The 15,199-nt window shown below is 51.4% G+C and carries 17 protein-coding genes; 3 read left to right on the top strand and 14 right to left on the bottom strand.

Going from position 1 to position 15,199, the window contains the following annotated elements; genetic code table 11:
* Positions 1–137 precede the first annotated feature (137 nt).
* The 5 genes from D9A02_RS07575 to D9A02_RS19170 all read right to left on the bottom strand — a co-directional run bounded on the left by D9A02_RS07575 (position 138) and on the right by D9A02_RS19170 (position 3,828).
* The gene (locus D9A02_RS07575; protein ID WP_120500365.1) at positions 138–800 is read right to left on the bottom strand and encodes a helix-turn-helix domain-containing protein; all 663 of its coding nucleotides are present in this window, start codon (positions 798–800) and stop codon (positions 138–140) included.
* Positions 797–1,000 carry an AlpA family transcriptional regulator gene (locus D9A02_RS07570; protein WP_120500364.1) on the bottom strand — a complete coding sequence of 68 codons (204 nt, stop codon included), beginning with the start codon at positions 998–1,000 and terminating at the stop codon, positions 797–799. The genes D9A02_RS07575 and D9A02_RS07570 overlap by 4 nt, the downstream gene beginning before the upstream one ends.
* A 117-nt stretch (positions 1,001–1,117) precedes the next feature.
* The gene (locus D9A02_RS07565; RefSeq protein ID WP_120500363.1) at positions 1,118–1,990 is read right to left on the bottom strand and encodes a hypothetical protein; all 873 of its coding nucleotides are present in this window, start codon (positions 1,988–1,990) and stop codon (positions 1,118–1,120) included.
* Positions 1,980–3,074, bottom strand: coding sequence for an integrase family protein (locus D9A02_RS07560; protein ID WP_120500362.1), 1,095 nt, complete (start codon positions 3,072–3,074; stop codon positions 1,980–1,982). Before D9A02_RS07560 ends, D9A02_RS07565 begins: the two co-directional genes overlap by 11 nt.
* 538 nt (positions 3,075–3,612) lie before the next feature.
* Positions 3,613–3,828 carry a hypothetical protein gene (locus tag D9A02_RS19170; RefSeq protein ID WP_162932989.1) on the bottom strand — a complete coding sequence of 72 codons (216 nt, stop codon included), beginning with the start codon at positions 3,826–3,828 and terminating at the stop codon, positions 3,613–3,615.
* A 183-nt stretch (positions 3,829–4,011) separates the two neighbouring features.
* On the opposite strand from D9A02_RS19170, the gene D9A02_RS07550 reads away from it, so the two are divergent.
* Positions 4,012–4,242, top strand: a complete 231-nt coding sequence (locus tag D9A02_RS07550; protein WP_120500360.1) for a hypothetical protein — start codon at positions 4,012–4,014, stop codon at positions 4,240–4,242.
* A gap of 12 nt (positions 4,243–4,254) precedes the next feature.
* Positions 4,255–4,959: a hypothetical protein gene (locus D9A02_RS07545; RefSeq protein WP_120500441.1), complete on the top strand. Its 705-nt coding sequence runs from the start codon at positions 4,255–4,257 to the stop codon at positions 4,957–4,959.
* On the opposite strand, the gene D9A02_RS07540 is transcribed toward D9A02_RS07545, so the two are convergent.
* From D9A02_RS07540 to D9A02_RS07505, 8 genes are all read right to left on the bottom strand, one after another.
* Complete coding sequence (locus D9A02_RS07540) at positions 4,960–5,823, bottom strand: glycosyltransferase family 10 (RefSeq protein ID WP_120500359.1); 864 nt, start codon at positions 5,821–5,823, stop codon at positions 4,960–4,962. It abuts the gene before it with no gap.
* Positions 5,824–6,411: 588 nt separating this feature from the next.
* The gene (locus D9A02_RS07535) at positions 6,412–7,272 is read right to left on the bottom strand and encodes a lysophospholipid acyltransferase family protein (RefSeq protein ID WP_120500440.1); all 861 of its coding nucleotides are present in this window, start codon (positions 7,270–7,272) and stop codon (positions 6,412–6,414) included.
* Positions 7,273–7,345: 73 nt separating this feature from the next.
* Positions 7,346–7,624 (bottom strand): HPr family phosphocarrier protein, encoded by a 279-nt coding sequence (locus D9A02_RS07530; RefSeq protein WP_120500358.1) that lies wholly within the window; start codon positions 7,622–7,624, stop codon positions 7,346–7,348.
* A gap of 20 nt (positions 7,625–7,644) precedes the next feature.
* Positions 7,645–8,037 carry a PTS sugar transporter subunit IIA gene (locus D9A02_RS07525; RefSeq protein WP_120500357.1) on the bottom strand — a complete coding sequence of 131 codons (393 nt, stop codon included), beginning with the start codon at positions 8,035–8,037 and terminating at the stop codon, positions 7,645–7,647.
* Between the two features lie 50 nt (positions 8,038–8,087).
* Positions 8,088–8,987: an RNase adapter RapZ gene (gene rapZ, locus D9A02_RS07520; protein WP_120500356.1), complete on the bottom strand. Its 900-nt coding sequence runs from the start codon at positions 8,985–8,987 to the stop codon at positions 8,088–8,090.
* Positions 8,988–8,999: 12 nt separating this feature from the next.
* Positions 9,000–9,440 carry an HPr kinase/phosphorylase gene (locus tag D9A02_RS07515; RefSeq protein ID WP_120500355.1) on the bottom strand — a complete coding sequence of 147 codons (441 nt, stop codon included), beginning with the start codon at positions 9,438–9,440 and terminating at the stop codon, positions 9,000–9,002.
* A 35-nt stretch (positions 9,441–9,475) separates the two neighbouring features.
* Entirely contained in the window at positions 9,476–11,185 is a 1,710-nt protein-coding gene (locus D9A02_RS07510) for a sensor histidine kinase (protein ID WP_120500354.1), read from the bottom strand.
* The gene (locus D9A02_RS07505) at positions 11,185–11,886 is read right to left on the bottom strand and encodes a response regulator transcription factor (RefSeq protein ID WP_120500353.1); all 702 of its coding nucleotides are present in this window, start codon (positions 11,884–11,886) and stop codon (positions 11,185–11,187) included. Before D9A02_RS07505 ends, D9A02_RS07510 begins: the two co-directional genes overlap by 1 nt.
* A gap of 367 nt (positions 11,887–12,253) precedes the next feature.
* Between D9A02_RS07505 and D9A02_RS07500 the strand changes: the two genes are divergently transcribed.
* Positions 12,254–13,852, top strand: a complete 1,599-nt coding sequence (locus tag D9A02_RS07500; RefSeq protein WP_120500352.1) for a phosphoenolpyruvate carboxykinase — start codon at positions 12,254–12,256, stop codon at positions 13,850–13,852.
* Between the two features lie 240 nt (positions 13,853–14,092).
* Here the strand turns inward: D9A02_RS07500 and D9A02_RS07495 are convergent, their stop codons facing one another.
* Positions 14,093–15,118, bottom strand: a complete 1,026-nt coding sequence (locus D9A02_RS07495; protein ID WP_120500351.1) for an adenosine deaminase — start codon at positions 15,116–15,118, stop codon at positions 14,093–14,095.
* Positions 15,119–15,199: the final 81 nt, after the last annotated feature.

Below are 15,199 nucleotides of genomic sequence, written 5' to 3'. Positions count from 1 at the left end.
AATTCACCAACTTAGGAAAAAAATCCCCCCATGAGAGGGATGCGGGTCTAGCCATCAAAAGGTACCAGACTTTTGACCGCCCCCCCTCTCTGCATGGGATTGAAGAACTATTTCTTTCAGAGCCAGTTTGAATCATCTCATCTTCTCGCAATATTGGCTCCGTTAGATGCGACAAGGTCTTGGAAAAACATTTTGTATTGGCATGCATCCTCGTCTTTTGGAAAGCGGACTGGAAATACAAAGCCACCATTCCTTCTCAGCAATCCAAAGACATCCTCAATATCCAACGTAGTGTTGTCTTTCACCCATGTCTCCCACGTTGCGAGGGCCAGCTCTTCTTGCTCACCAATCGTAACGGTCGAAATCGTCAGTGAAGAGGTATTGCATATTCTTAGGTTATTTTCTTGGTTCTTATAGGGGGTGACAGTCGTGTCATCTCTGCGCGACATTTTTGTCATCCTTGTAGGTGACAAAATGCCATGTTCAGTGTCACCTTTATTCTTACTTGGAAAAGCAATCTGAAGGGCGCGACGGGTGTTTTTAATTTTGGCGTGTCGTAACCAACCTCGTTCCAATAGTTCTTTGATATGGCGCTGAACAGTACGCGTACTCAGGGAGAGTTTTCTCGCCAATGTTTTGTTTTTTGGCCAACAACATCCGTTCTCTTTGTTCACAAAGGTATCACACAGATACGCTGCCATATGTTTGGCGCCTCTGCTCAAGTTTGCTGAAGCATTAACCTCCTTTTTCCAATCGAACCTTAGCTTGTTATAGTCGCTTTTACCGGAAGTCGCAGTCATTGATCCACCCCCGGAGAAGTATTGGCTTCAATCCAATCACTGACATCTTTTACACGGTATTTGACCAAACGGCCGATCCGGACGCGGCGTGGGCCATTGTCACGGGTAATCGCAGTTTCCAGAAAACGTTTTGGAATGCCGAACCGTTCTTCAACTTCCTCTCGGTTGAGCAAACGGTCCTCACTTGTTTCGCTTAGCATTGTGTTACTCCTGCTCCATTTGAACTACAGCAAGCACAGCACAATTGTTGGCGACTGTCTTTTCCCGAGTATTCCGCTATTTCTAGGGTAAAATTGGCAGCACCCATAAGTTAATGATTACCAGAAGTCTTTCTCTTCCTTTTCCCACTTTGACAAAAGCTTGCGAATAGCTTTCTTTGCTCCCTCGAGACGCCCTCCTTCGCTGGCGGCATCACTCACAATCGCGGAAGTTTTATTAGGAAAGCACTCGAATTCTTCGGACCCAATTATGGTGTACTCTTCCAGCGCCCTCTCGATCGCCTTCTCAATCGTTATCGGAGATCCCTTTTCCATCGTTTTTCTACGAATAGAATAGGTATACGAGGCCGCATTATTCAATCCATCTGGCCATCTGCGCCCCTTGGGCTGACCTATGCCTCTTTCAGGTTCACAGAGCTTCCAAGCAGCCAAATGAAATTCAAATTCCTCTGGCTCGCGTAGATAAGGCAAGAATTCTGGCTCAGGCCCGGTTACTCGTTCAAACTCTTTGAAGAAAATAGATTGCAGGGCCTCTGCCGGATCATCCCCCCAACGCTCACTAATTGGAGTTTCCCGGTCCCAGCCAATTGCCCAATCAGGTTGATCATCAGACAGATACGCCATTAAGAATTTATGATTGATTAACAAATCCCAACGAAACTGAAAGTCCATGGCGCGCATAGACTTCCCTTTTTCGTAATCAGTTTGCGATGCTCCGAGTACCTGTAGCCGCCATTCCAGTTCATCCAGCGTCCGCCGTCCTCGTCCGCATTCGTTCTGCCAATGATCGACGCCGTGTGGAAACTCGAGTTCATTAAAATTAGCGAGATCCTTCTCAGCTTCTTGCTGCTCAAGCAATTGCTTTTGCGTCCAGTCATGCAACTTATGCGATCTCAGATAGAGCGCTGCTCCGAGCAATCTCACTCCCTTAAAGTCGAGCGGAGTTCTCCGGTTCCATTCCTTAATCTTCACTTGAATACCCGTGATGTGTCCTGAGCTGCAGCTCTTTGCAAACAGTCTCCATTGCAGGTCGCAATGCGTCAAGCGACGGGCGAGCATATCTCTGCCCGGTGATTGAAAGTGGTGTATGATTGAGCAATCGCCCCACAACCTCTTCCAGCACCCCCGCCTCCATTGCAACTGTCGCAAAGGTGCGCCGATGCGCATGTGGGCTCCATTGCAGTCGTCTTGGTGCACCAAGACGACCTTCTGGACCTTTCGGAGAAGGGAAAACCCAACGACGGTGGAGGCCTCGAACAGGGGCTAGTATCTCATGATGGCGTTGTAAAATGGGTAGATCAAAACTCCGACCGTTTTTAGTGACCGGCAGGTGGATATGGCCTTCATGTACGTTTTTCCACTCCAGCGTAAGAGCCTCTGTTTTGCGCAAACCTGTAAACAGAAGCAATTCGTAGAACACCGTATGGATTGGATTGTACAAGTCACTCGTGGTCTGACGCCAAAGCTTTAAGTCACTAATGATTGTTCCAGGTGGAGCTTCATCGAACCACTCAATTGCCATGGTGGGCGCTTCAGGGAGATCTGACGTTCGCCTGGCGTGGTTCCAGACAGACCTGAAGTATCGAAGTGTGTGGTTTGCTGTTGACGGCGTTTTTGCGAGTGACCGATGCCGCTCGACCACCATGCTTTTAGTCAACTCATCTAGAGGCAGATGAAGCCAATCTTTTAAATGATTTTCAAAGAGTTTCCGCATACCGTCTTTATGGGTTTCGGAGCGAAGCTTTGGTCTCGAAAGATAGGCCTTGAGCGCATCGATAAGCTTGGGCGGCCCAATTTGGATTTTCTTTCCTGCCCCCCTCCCCCATTCAAGCGCAAAACCAAGGGCCGTCTGACGCGCCGCGTTCGCTGATATTACTGGAAATCGGCCAATCAATACGCGGCGAGTTTGGCCTCCCACATCTTTTTGGAAGTACCAGGTCTTGGCCTTCTTCCCCACAAAGAGAACAAGCCCTTTGATCTCGCTATCCCAGTGTTTACTGGTGCCGGATTTTGTCTGTTGTATCTTACGGGCGTAGGTCTCAGTGAGCTTCGGCATTTTGTCTGTTTTTTGTCGGTAACTGTATGCAAATACATGATATGTGGTGTGGCTAGTTGCCAAACATTATTCAATTAAATGAAATATATAGCAAGTACATGTGACCAAATGAAATTCATGTACATTGCTTGGAAGGCTAAGGTCTTACCACTACACAACGCCCGCTCAACAGAACTACCACCTAATTCAACGCATTTCGGACGTCAAGTGTAGGAGCAGAATTAGATGTGTGAGCATTCAAAACTTTACAGGGAAGTTACTCAAAGCAGACATTGAAAGCCCATTGCAGCGCAGATCTGCTCCGAGCCCAAACTACCGGATGCTGCGGAGAGTCCTCACAGTCAGCTTTGCGCAAGATAGGCGCGGACGTTAGACAGGAACCCTAGCCTTCTACGTTTTTTGCGCTGTGTTTCGGCAAATGATCAAAGCCCGAATAATTGCGCTTCAAACACTGCCCATTGTAGCCGAAACGTCTACCATTATGAGTGTCGCGGTAGATGCGACAGGCATCTGGCAAATGCGGGCGTGCCACGGGTTGCTAAGAGTGACTCTGTTTTGTGGTGACATAATAATAATAATCATCATCGTCATCATCCTGTGCGGATATGATCGGAGCCCCCAAGATAACCAGCGCTGCACCCCCCACCACCACTTTGGCGACATCATCGTCGCCCGCTCTTGCCGGTGCCACGTTAAAGCCTGCCACAATCACCCCCGTTGACAAGATCATTCCGATAAAACCCTGATAGGTCATTTTGCATTCCTCTTGCAGATATCTTGATGTGCCCAAGCAAGATGCGCTGGGTTCAGGATAAAACTGGGGCTTCCCCTGCAAGACAGGCAATATCGTGCGAATGTAATCCAATAACGTGGCCGATAAGCGCCGCCTCACCCGGTTGTTATTGAATAGCCCCACGGCTTTGCGCATGTTGGCGGCATGAAACAGATCCTTCTTTCCCTCGCCATCCTGCTGGCTCTGGTCCTTCCGGCCCACGCCGATTGTACCGTCGAATACAAGGCCAAGCGCGACAACCCGCTTGAGCTCTTCTTTGAAACAGCCCAGATCAGCGGCACTTGCACCAAAGAAAACGCCGCAGCTGAGCTCAAGGAACAACTGGCAGAGCAGGGGCTGATCTTGCTCAAGATCGTCTCGGTTTCGGAGCAATAACAACCTATGCCCATGAACCCCTTTGCTGCCTCCGTCGTAGATGCCCGTCGCACGGGAAATCGCGTTGTCACCTTCGGCGTTGCCGCCATCATCGCTATTCTTGCGCTGGCGGCGATATTCCTTTTCCTGACCTTACCCGACGCCAACGCCTTTAACGCACGGGTTGAACGGATCTTTGTTGAAAACGATGCGCTGACCTCAGACACGGATATCAAATTGCTAGAAATTTTGGCGCTTTCTGGCACCGCCTTTGCCGAAACCCTGACCAGCTATCGCATGGTCATCTTCGTCCTGCTCGTGTTTTCTGCCGCCTTGCTGATCGCCACGTTGGTATTTTTGATCATGCTTGTCACCATGAACCGCCGCATGGCACAGATTGAGCGCTCGGGCATTCAGGTCAATTCTCTGCTGATCAGCCGCGATGAAAAAACAGCCTACCTCAACGACATGGGTTTCAAACTGACCGATGCTGCGATTGAGACATTGTCGATCCTAGCCGAGGCAAGAATGGATGATGACGTTCTCACCGGTGCGCAGATCGAAGCGATAATTTCCGGCCGTAAAACGGAAGACTGCGAAGAAGCCGCCGGCGCCACCCGCATCAAACGCCTGCGGGACACATTGGGCAACCAGATGATCAGCGAACTTCTCGTGAAAAACATCGCCCGCCGCGGCTATGTTCTTGCGATCGATAAAACTGTCATCCGGATGATGTAGCTACGACGCCAAAACAATTTCAGCCGCACGGCGTTTGAATTGCGCAAATTCCACGGCCGGGGCATGACAAGCCTCCAGCGCGGGGCGGATCTGGTCATAGCGCTCGGATGACATGCTTTGTACAGCATTGCGAACCTCAGCCGCCGTCTGGCAAATGATCATCGCCGCGGGGTCAAAGAAGTCTTCGATATTTGGGCAGCCCCAATAGATCGGTACGGTTTTGCACAAGATCGCGTCGATGAGTTTTTCCGTGAAGTAATTCCGCTCACGCACATTTTCGATCACGACTGAGAAGTGGTAAGGGGCAAGCCCATCCGACTTGTGATAAAAAGGCGTATAACCGCGCCCCATCACGTCCACGTCCAGCCCCTGTTCCTGAATCCACTCCACCGTCTCATGGCGCAGCTTGTGACCTTCTTGAGAACGCTTGTCAGAGGCAATCAGTGAACACATCCGCGTCTTGGTACAATCCACGGTGCGCCAATTTTCAGCCCATGTATCCCCAGCCGGAAAGAACACGCCATTGGGGATGCGCGCCAAAAGATCCTCGTTACAGCTCAGCACCTTATAAAACCGTCGATGCGACCACCGCAGCATGGTCATGTGTTTGCTATGGATTGCCTTAGGTTCCATCACCAACAGCGACACCTTCGCCCTGATCCCGAAGCCAGGGCGAAAATGCACCAGATCCTGTGGCAGCATCAATAGATGGTCATCAGCCCCCAGATCGCATAGTGTCTTGCCCGAGATATCCTCAGGCTCCCCTAATGGCCATTCCAGCCGCTCCAACGGGAAATTCCCCGGTCTCAGGCCCAGCTTGTCTCCGTACTTCAGAAACGCCACCTTTGGCATCTGTCCGGTCATTTGATATCTCCACTGCTTCACTGAGGTCATAAGGAAAGCGACCTGCAGGAGCAAGAACCACGAAGAGCAGGGACGTCAAAGTATTATCCCACCGATCCCTTACAGCGCAAAATATCTGGAGTCTGCAATGCGGGCAGAGTTGCCTTTCGCCGAACGCTAACCAACGTGAAACCGTCATCCGATGTGACGAAACGCACGTAAAAATTGGGTATCGACAAAGATCGTCCGACTAGTTGAATGGCAATCCGCAAAAAATCTGCGAATTGTGTTCAACTTGATAGAATGAAAGGGACGAGTTTTAGTATCGATGGGTGTGAGAACTGGTTCAAAGTATCCACGAGGTCAGCAACTTTAACATCGGAACGCGATACGTTCTGGCGCTCAACACCAAAACAAGTGCTGCCTTTGACCCCGGGATTCGCGCTGCGACATGCGACCCTTCGCCAATCAGCTATTCGGCTCCTGTAGGTCCATCTTGAAAAACTCTCAATAGCCACTTTTATCTGCTTTGGCGCACTTTGAAGCTATTTGCACGTTGTGCAGCATCAGTATTTCTGGGCTCTTTACCGCCGTTCGCTGCGATTGGCTTTAAGGAGCAGCACCTTCACCCAGCGCCAGTGTGTGGTCACGAAGCCATGCCATAAAACCGCGTGGATCACTTTCCAGCAGCTTCATCTGCTCGTCTGTGATCGGCGGACCAACCACAGGTTTTTGCGGTTTATTGCAACTTTTTACCACCTCGTGCAGCAAAAGGCTTTGGCGTAACGTGGCTGAGATCCGGTTGGCCATCTGGTAGATGCGCGAATTGGAACCCGGGAAATAGATCGGTACGATTCTTGCGCCTGAACGGCGGATCATCTGTGCAGTAAAGACGTTCCAGTCGCGCTCGATCACAGGGCCGAACATGCTATCAGAAGAGGAGACGACACCAGACGGAAAGACGCTGATCAATCCCCCCTCTTTCAGATGTGCCATGGATTTGGCGCGCATTTCCACTGACTTGCGTTGCACGTCAGGTTCATGCGGGAATGGGACTGGAATCATGTAAGACGCGGCGACTTCATCAAGCCCGGTCAGCAAGGCACGGGTCAGGATCTTGTAATCACTGCGGCGACGACCAATCAGATCGGCCAAAATCATTCCATCGACCAGACCGTGCGGATGGTTCGCGACCACGACAACCGGGCCGTCCAAAGGAATGTGATCCAGCTGATCCTGTGGTGTCAGAAGATCAATGCCCATGGTATCCAATGTCGCGCGCCAAAATGCCTGCCCACTAGGGGCACCGCGTTTTTCAAACACGCGGATCATGCGCAGAATTGATAATTTTCCGGTGAACCATTCGATCACGCGAATGACAAAAGCGGTCACTGGCGTGTCGAACGAATTTGCATAGGTCAGACTACGACGATCATACTGCGTAAAGGTCACATTTTCAGAGGCGCCCATCTGCGCATCAGCAATCTGATCCTTTCCGTTTTCCGTCACTTGGTCTGTCCCCGTCCTACAGCACTATCGCACTTTACATGTCTTCGCCGAACCTGTCCGCCACCAAAGCCTGCACCGCATCTGCGAGCGGCACCGCATCCGGGCCCGAAGTTTGCACGTCAATAGTGGTTCCTCTGGAGGCTGCCAACATCAAAAGCCCCATTATGCTATCGCCACCGGTCGACTGTCCGTTCAAAGACACAGTCGCATAGGCATCAAAACCTTCGACCACTTCCACGAATTTGGCAGCGGCCCGTGCATGCAGGCCTTTTTCATTCACAATATCCAATTGTCTTGAATTCATTTCAGTCATCAGGGTGTAATCTTTCCGTCTTATTTGGCTGAAACATTATAGCTGTTCATATACTTACGTCCCGCTTCCAAAGCAGAACTAACCGCGTCGGGCAAGGGGCGATGGCGGGACTTTGCCAGCTTGATCAACAAGGGCAGGTTGACGCCATAGACTACACAACGGTTTTTCGCCTGACAGGCTGACAGCGACAGATTGGAGGGTGAGCCGCCAAAAATGTCTGTCGCGACCACAACGCCGTCTCCGGTGTCTACCGCATCTGCCGCCCGACTGATTTCAGTTTGTTTGGCACTACGGTCGTGATCTTTTTCAATAGTGATGGCCTGGATACCCGGCTGCTGACCAACGACGTGTTCTATCGCCCGCAGATATTCCCCTGCTAATCCACCATGTGCAACGATCACAATTCCGATCACTGTTATCTGCTCCCAGAGTCCATTCAATTGGATCAGGTGGCCTGTTCATTTCAGGTCAGGCCGCGCCGTTCCAGTTCGCGATGTCTAATTGACACTTGCCAGCCCCCTTCTGCAAGGGTTTGAGCCAAAGTTTCTGCCATTGTGACACTGCGGTGTTGCCCGCCTGTACAGCCAAACCCGATGGAAAGGTAGGCTTTGCCCTCAGCCTCGTAGGCTGGCAACAGAAACTTAGCCATTTCACTGACCCGTGTGCAGAAATCCTCAAATCGCGCATCCTGCGCAATATAAGATTGCACATTGACATCTCGACCATCTCCGTCACGCAGTTCCTCATCCCAATACGGATTGCGCAAAAATCGGCAGTCATACATCATGTCCAACCCACGCGGCAGGCCCCGTTTATAAGAAAACGAATGTACCGATACCGCCAGACGTCTTCCGGCCACTCTGGGTGCAAACCACAGTTCAAGTTCTGCTCGTAAGTCGCGCGGTGACATCTCTGATGTCTCCATCAACAAATCGGCGCGGGCCCGAATTGGCCCTAGTAGGTCGAACTCCTTGGCGATCCCCGCTTCGGGACGCTCCGCCGGAGCCAAAGGGTGACGGCGACGCGTTTCGGAAAACCGGCGCAGCAGCACCTCAGCCGTGCAATCCAGATACAGCACCTGCATCGCGGCATCGGCCATACGCCCGACATTATCGATTGCTTCGATGAGCGCGCTGGTGGAAAAATCTCGATTTCGGGTATCAATGCCGAGAACAATCGGTCGGTCCGGCGCGGGTCCATCCAGCAAGCGCGGCAATAGGGACAATGGCACATTGTCAATGGCCTCATACCCCATATCCTCGAGCGCACGGATGGCAGTGGTGCGCCCCGCACCGGACGGTCCGGTCACAAGCACAAGACGTGCTTTGATCAGGTCTTCCCCAGCTTTTGAAAGCTCTGCCATATGTTCGTATCCTCAGCCCACTCGACCATATTTAAGATAGAGTAAAATCGCCGCCGGAAAATGCACAAAATCAGCGTGATACAACACTGGAAGGCAAATGCCCTGCAACGTGTCTTGATGCCATTTTGGCAAACGGTCTTGTTCCGCGTGATCAAGGTCCACGATTAAAGAGACCGGTCTCGGCCCACAACTGGGGGACGTCATTATCCCTACACCGCGGGCCTCAATCTGATCACGTATTGTATCTGGCGCATCTGACATCAAGGTATCACCCTGTGACCAAATCCGGGTTCTGTCATCCGAGACCAGCTCTGCACCCAATGCTAAAAGCTGCAAAGCAAGCCCAGACTTTCCCTGCCCCGATGCGCCCCGGATCAACACCGCATGACCAGAATGCGCAACCGTCGTTGCGTGCACCGTGTATTCTTCACTATATACGGTAATGTCAGGCATGGGGTGGCCTATTTCGGCAGTCCGATTTCATGACATCAGGTCGGCAAACCGACCACAAAGCGCGCACCAAGGGGGTCAGAGGTCACATCAGCATCCGTTGGGCGAATATTTTCAGCCCAAATCACGCCATCATGTGCCTCAACAATCTGTTTGGAGATAGACAAGCCCAAGCCCGAGTTATTCCCGAAATCGTTTTCGTTGCGCTGCGAATAGAAGCGTTGAAAAATCTTGGTCAGGGCCTGTTCGGGAATGCCCGGGCCTGTGTCTTCGACGACAATCACAACCCGATTTTCACGCTGGCGTACCCACAGGCGAATCGCATCACCATCTTCGCAAAAACTGATCGCATTGGTAATCAGATTAACAAACACTTGCGCAAGCCGCCCTTCAAGCCCAGTTAATTTAACCGGGTGTTGGGGGAAATCGGTAATGAACTCGATACCTTTTTTTTCTGCTTGCGCACCAAGATACTGTCCGAGATTGCTTAGCATTGAGACAAGGTCGAATTCTTCTTGGGTTTCTTTGACCAGCTCACTATCAAGCCGTGATGCATCCGAGATATCGCTCACCAAACGATCAAGCCGACGCACATCATGTTCAATTACCTGCAGCAGTTTTTCGCGCTGATCATCTCGTTTGGCCACGCGCATCGTACCCACCGCCGAACGCAAAGAAGCCAGCGGGTTTTTGATTTCATGCGCCACATCCGCTGCGAACTGTTCATTGGCGTCAATCCGGTGATAGAGTGCGGCCACCATGCCCCGCAAAGCACCGCTGAGACGGCCAATCTCATCGGGCCTAGCCGTAAGATCTGGGATACGAATCCGCCCATTCGATCTCTGATTCCTGTCCTTTGCGCCACCAAGTTCCGCAGCTGACGCTAGATCCGCTAGCGGGTTCGCGATGGTTGACGCAAGCAACAAACTCAACCCGATCGAGACCAGCGTCGCCACCAAGAACATTTGCAAGACACGCTCTCGCTCAACCCGAACAAGTCGGTCAATTTCACCTGTGGCGCTGGCCAAGGCAATAACAGCAATCGGCGCGCCATTATGCATAACCGGGGTTGAGACGGAAAAAACGCCGCTATTTGAGGTTTGCCCAGTCGAAACCTGCAGACCCTGATTCACCGTCGGCGCAACCATCGCGCGCAGTTGTTCTTCGACATCAGCATACGGGTCACGCACCTCTTGCGTGGAAAACGGGGAAGACAGTGTAGCCCATAAATTGCTCAACATATCCGTAATCCAGGTTGGACTATGGTCATCGGCCTCAGAAATAGTAGAAGCAGCACCAGCCATCTGACCAATCAGCTGACCTTTGACATCAAAGAAATAAACTTCGATACCTTCCTGGATATCCAAACCGCTTAACGTAGCATGAACATTGATTCCATCGCCGCTGGCCAAGCTAACCGGCACCCCCGCGGGCAGTTGCGCCTCAAACACATCTGCGATCAACTCGACATCACCGACAAGGCCGTTCGCACGCTGTTCAGCGAGACCATCACGAGACGCATTGAGATACAGAATCCCCGCCACCAACACGTTCAGCGCAATCAGGTTGAACGTCACAATTTTCCGCGTCAGAGGCGAATTGCGCAGTGATACAAAACCGCGCTGGGCACGATTCATTCGCATTTCAGCTTCGACAAGATTGTCTGGCGCTACAAATTCGTCGCCCAGCAGGACGTTATCACTTTTCGAAGGGCTTTCTCGAGAATCCATTGGTTCGGCCAGCGCCATTATTCCTCATTATACCGATAGCCGATTCCATAAAGCGTTTCGATCGCTGAAAATTCGCCATCTACCATACGCAGTTTTTTGCGTAGTCGCTTAATATGACTGTCAATAGTGCGGTCATCAACATAGACCTGATCATCATAGGCGACGTCCATCAGTTGGTCCCGACTCTTCACGAAACCCGGACGTTGGGCTAACGCCTGCAGCAACAGGAATTCGGTTACGGTCAACGAAACATCCCGGCCCTTCCAAGACACTGCATGTCGCAACGGATCCATCCGCAGTTCGCCACGTTCGATCATCTTGGTTTCTTCTGTATCGCCGACCAGATTGCCTTCGACGGCTTCCTGTCGGCGCAAAAGGGCACGGATGCGTTCGACCAAAAGTCGTTGTGAGAAAGGTTTTTTCACGTAATCGTCAGCACCCATTCGAAGCCCAAGAACTTCGTCGATCTCATCATCTTTTGAGGTCAGGAAAATGACCGGCATCGATGATTTTTGTCGTAGGCGTTGCAGCAAGTCCATGCCATCCATGCGTGGCATCTTGATATCCAGCACAGCCATATCCGGCAATTTCTTACTGAACGCATCAAATGCCTGCTGCCCGTCGTTATATGTTTCAACTTCGAAACCCTCAGCCTCAAGGGTCATCGAAACAGATGTCAGAATATTCCTGTCATCGTCCACTAGGGCGATTCTCGACATTACAAATTCCCTTCCACTACTCTGCCTTATTTTTTAAGCCCACTATGTGCACCTTAGCCCCTCGCAATCAACGGAAATTTACGAATCAGACAACATCGTGTCCCATTTTTGACATAAATGTCTTAGAAATCGCTAATTCGACTTGGTCAGTTCACTGATCTCGGGCTTGATCTGCATCAATTCGCCGTTGGTTGCGCTAACTTGTATTTGATTGCGCTAACGCCTCAAAAGCGTCCTGTTCTTTTCCAGAAACGTCATGTTATGAGGCGGCGAACCACTATCAATAGATCGCCAGAGCCCTTTCGTAGGGCCCAGTCGATTTCCACGCCAGCTATTGGCGATTATCGCGAACAGGAGCGCGCATATCATGACATTTGGACGGGTAAACCCGCAGTTCCAACTCGAAGATCAGGGAATCATCGGGCTGGGCAATGTCTATTACAACCTGATCGAGCCAGCCCTGATCGAACAGGCGCTGAAAAACAACGAAGGCACCCTTGGCCTTGGCGGGGCTTTTCTGGTGACCACAGGAAAATTCACCGGCCGATCCCCAAAAGACAAACACATTGTTAAAACCCCTGATGTCGCAGATCACATCTGGTGGGAAAACAACGCTGAGATGTCACCAGAAGGCTTTGACGCCCTCTACAATGACATGCTCGAGCACATGAAGGGTCGCGACTATTACGTGCAAGACCTGACCGGTGGCGCTGACCCGACCCATGCCATCAACGTTCGCATGGTAACAGAGTTGGCATGGCACAACCTGTTCATTCGTCACTTGCTTCGCCGTCCAGAACGCGCCGCACTGGACAATTTCACTTCTGACTTCACCGTCATAAACTGCCCCAGCTTTCAGGCGACACCGGAAAAGCACAACTGCCGCTCTGAAACCGTGATCGCGATGAACTTTGAACGCAAGATGATCCTAATCGGTGGTACCGAATATGCCGGTGAAAACAAAAAGTCCGTCTTCAGCTTGCTGAATTACCTTCTCCCTGAAAAGGGCATCATGCCGATGCACTGCTCTGCCAACCACGCCAAAGACAACCCAGTTGATACCGCTGTGTTTTTCGGCCTGTCGGGCACGGGTAAGACCACCCTGTCAGCCGACCCTGCACGTACATTGATCGGTGATGATGAACATGGCTGGTCTGACACGGGCACCTTCAATTTTGAAGGCGGCTGCTATGCCAAGACCATCAACCTGAATGCCGAGGCAGAGCCAGAGATTTATGCCACTACGTCAAAATCTGGCACCGTAATCGAAAACATGGTGTTTGATGAGGAAACGCTGGAACTGGATTTCAACGACGATAGCCTGACCGCCAACATGCGCTGCGCCTATCCGCTGGAATATATCTCGAACGCTTCAGAAACTGCTATTGGTAGCCATCCCAAGAACGTGATCATGCTGACTTGTGATGCCTTTGGTGTACTGCCCCCCATCGCACGGCTGACCCCGGCACAAGCAATGTATCACTTCCTGTCTGGTTTCACCTCCAAGGTAGCCGGAACTGAGCGTGGCGTAACAGAACCTGAACCCACATTCTCGACCTGCTTTGGCGCGCCGTTCATGCCTCGCCGCCCAGAGGCTTATGGCGATCTGCTGCGCAGCAAAATTGCCAAACATGGTGCCACCTGCTGGCTGGTCAACACCGGCTGGACTGGTGGCGGTTATGGCACCGGATCGCGCATGCCGATCAAAGCCACCCGCGCCCTGCTGACTGCTGCACTTGACGGCTCCCTGAACGAGGCCACCTTCCGCAAGGATTCCAACTTTGGCTTTGATGTGCCGGTCACTGTTTCGGGTGTCGATGCTGGCTTGCTTGATCCGCGCTCGACCTGGGCCGATACCGCAGCCTACGACGCGCAGGCTGGCAAACTGGTAAAGATGTTTGCCGATAACTTCGCACAATACCTGCCCCATATCGACGACGACGTAAAAGCCGCCGCACTGGGTTAAGAAACTTTCAAAGTTTATAAAAGCCCCCGGCACCCTAACGGCACCGGGGGCTTTTGTTTTTCGGCACAAATCAATGGCATTTCTATTGCACGAACCTCTGGTCTCAAGCGATAGCAGCAAAACAGACCGTGAAATGCGCAGTGTGTCCCGATACGCTTTACTCAAAACAGCACATGATCAGAAACGAATTGCCTGCCATCACGCTCAAGTCTTGGTCAAAAGTTAAACTTGCCTAATGGACTATGCTTTGTGCAATGTCTCAATTTGCCGATCAATCGCATCCAATTGCTGTTGTTTCTCAGAATCGCTCATGAATGAACCTGCGAACGAGTTTTTAGCCAGTGTCACCACGTCTTGTTCCCTCAGGTCAAGATGATCGACCACAGCATGGTAATTGTCATTAAGATAGCCACCAAAATAGGATGGATCGTCTGAATTCACTGTCACCAACAAGCCCGCATCCAGTGCTTTCTTCACTGGGCTGGCAGATAAAGTTGGTATCCCTTTAAGGCGTAAATTGGAAATTGGACACATGGTCAGAGGTGTCTGTTGATCCGCCAGTCGTCTAACCAAAGCCGGGTCATCTAGCGCATGGTTGCCGTGATCAACGCGGTCAATCTTAAGCACATCAAGCGCGGTGCGGACGTTCTCCGCCGTGCCCTCTTCGCCAACATGGGCCACTGGAGTGAAGCCTTCCTTACGGGCGGCTTCGAAAACGCGGGCGAATTTCTCGGGGGGGTGGCCCTGCTCGCTGCTGTCCAGACCAACGCCAAAGATGTGGTCCTTATGTTTACAAGCACACTCCAATGCTTCAAAGGCCTCGTCTTCAGGCAGGTGCCGCAGGAAACACATGATCAATTTGGAGGTGATGCCAAGTTCTTTTTTGGCAGCTTCCAACGCCTGTGTGATGCCCACCAAAACGGTTTCAAAGGCAACGCCACGGTCGGTATGCGCTTGCGGGTCAAAGAATAGCTCAACATGGGTCAACCTATCGGCATGCACCCGGACAAGATAGGCCCAAGTCAGGTCATAAAAGTCACGTTCTGTCAAAAGAACGGACATGCCTTGATAATAGAGATCCAGAAAGTCCTGCAGGCAGTCGAACTGATAGGCTTTGGCAACCTCTTCGACGGTCGCATAAGGAAGGGTGATGCCATTCCGCTTGGCCAACTCAAGCATCATCTCGGGCTCTAACGTGCCTTCGATATGCAGGTGTAGCTCGGCTTTTGGCAGATGATTGATCAACATATGGGATAGATTTGACATCTGGATCTCTCTTTATGGAAAGGTATCTTTCTAGAAAGGTATAATGCAAAGTTGCCTTCCGAGAAAGATAAAATAAAGTAC

The sequence above is a fragment of the Roseovarius sp. EL26 genome, assembly GCF_900327775.1.
Taxonomy (GTDB): domain Bacteria; phylum Pseudomonadota; class Alphaproteobacteria; order Rhodobacterales; family Rhodobacteraceae; genus Roseovarius.
Note: the sequence above shows the minus strand (reverse complement) of the source record. Positions and strands in the feature narration are given on the sequence as shown.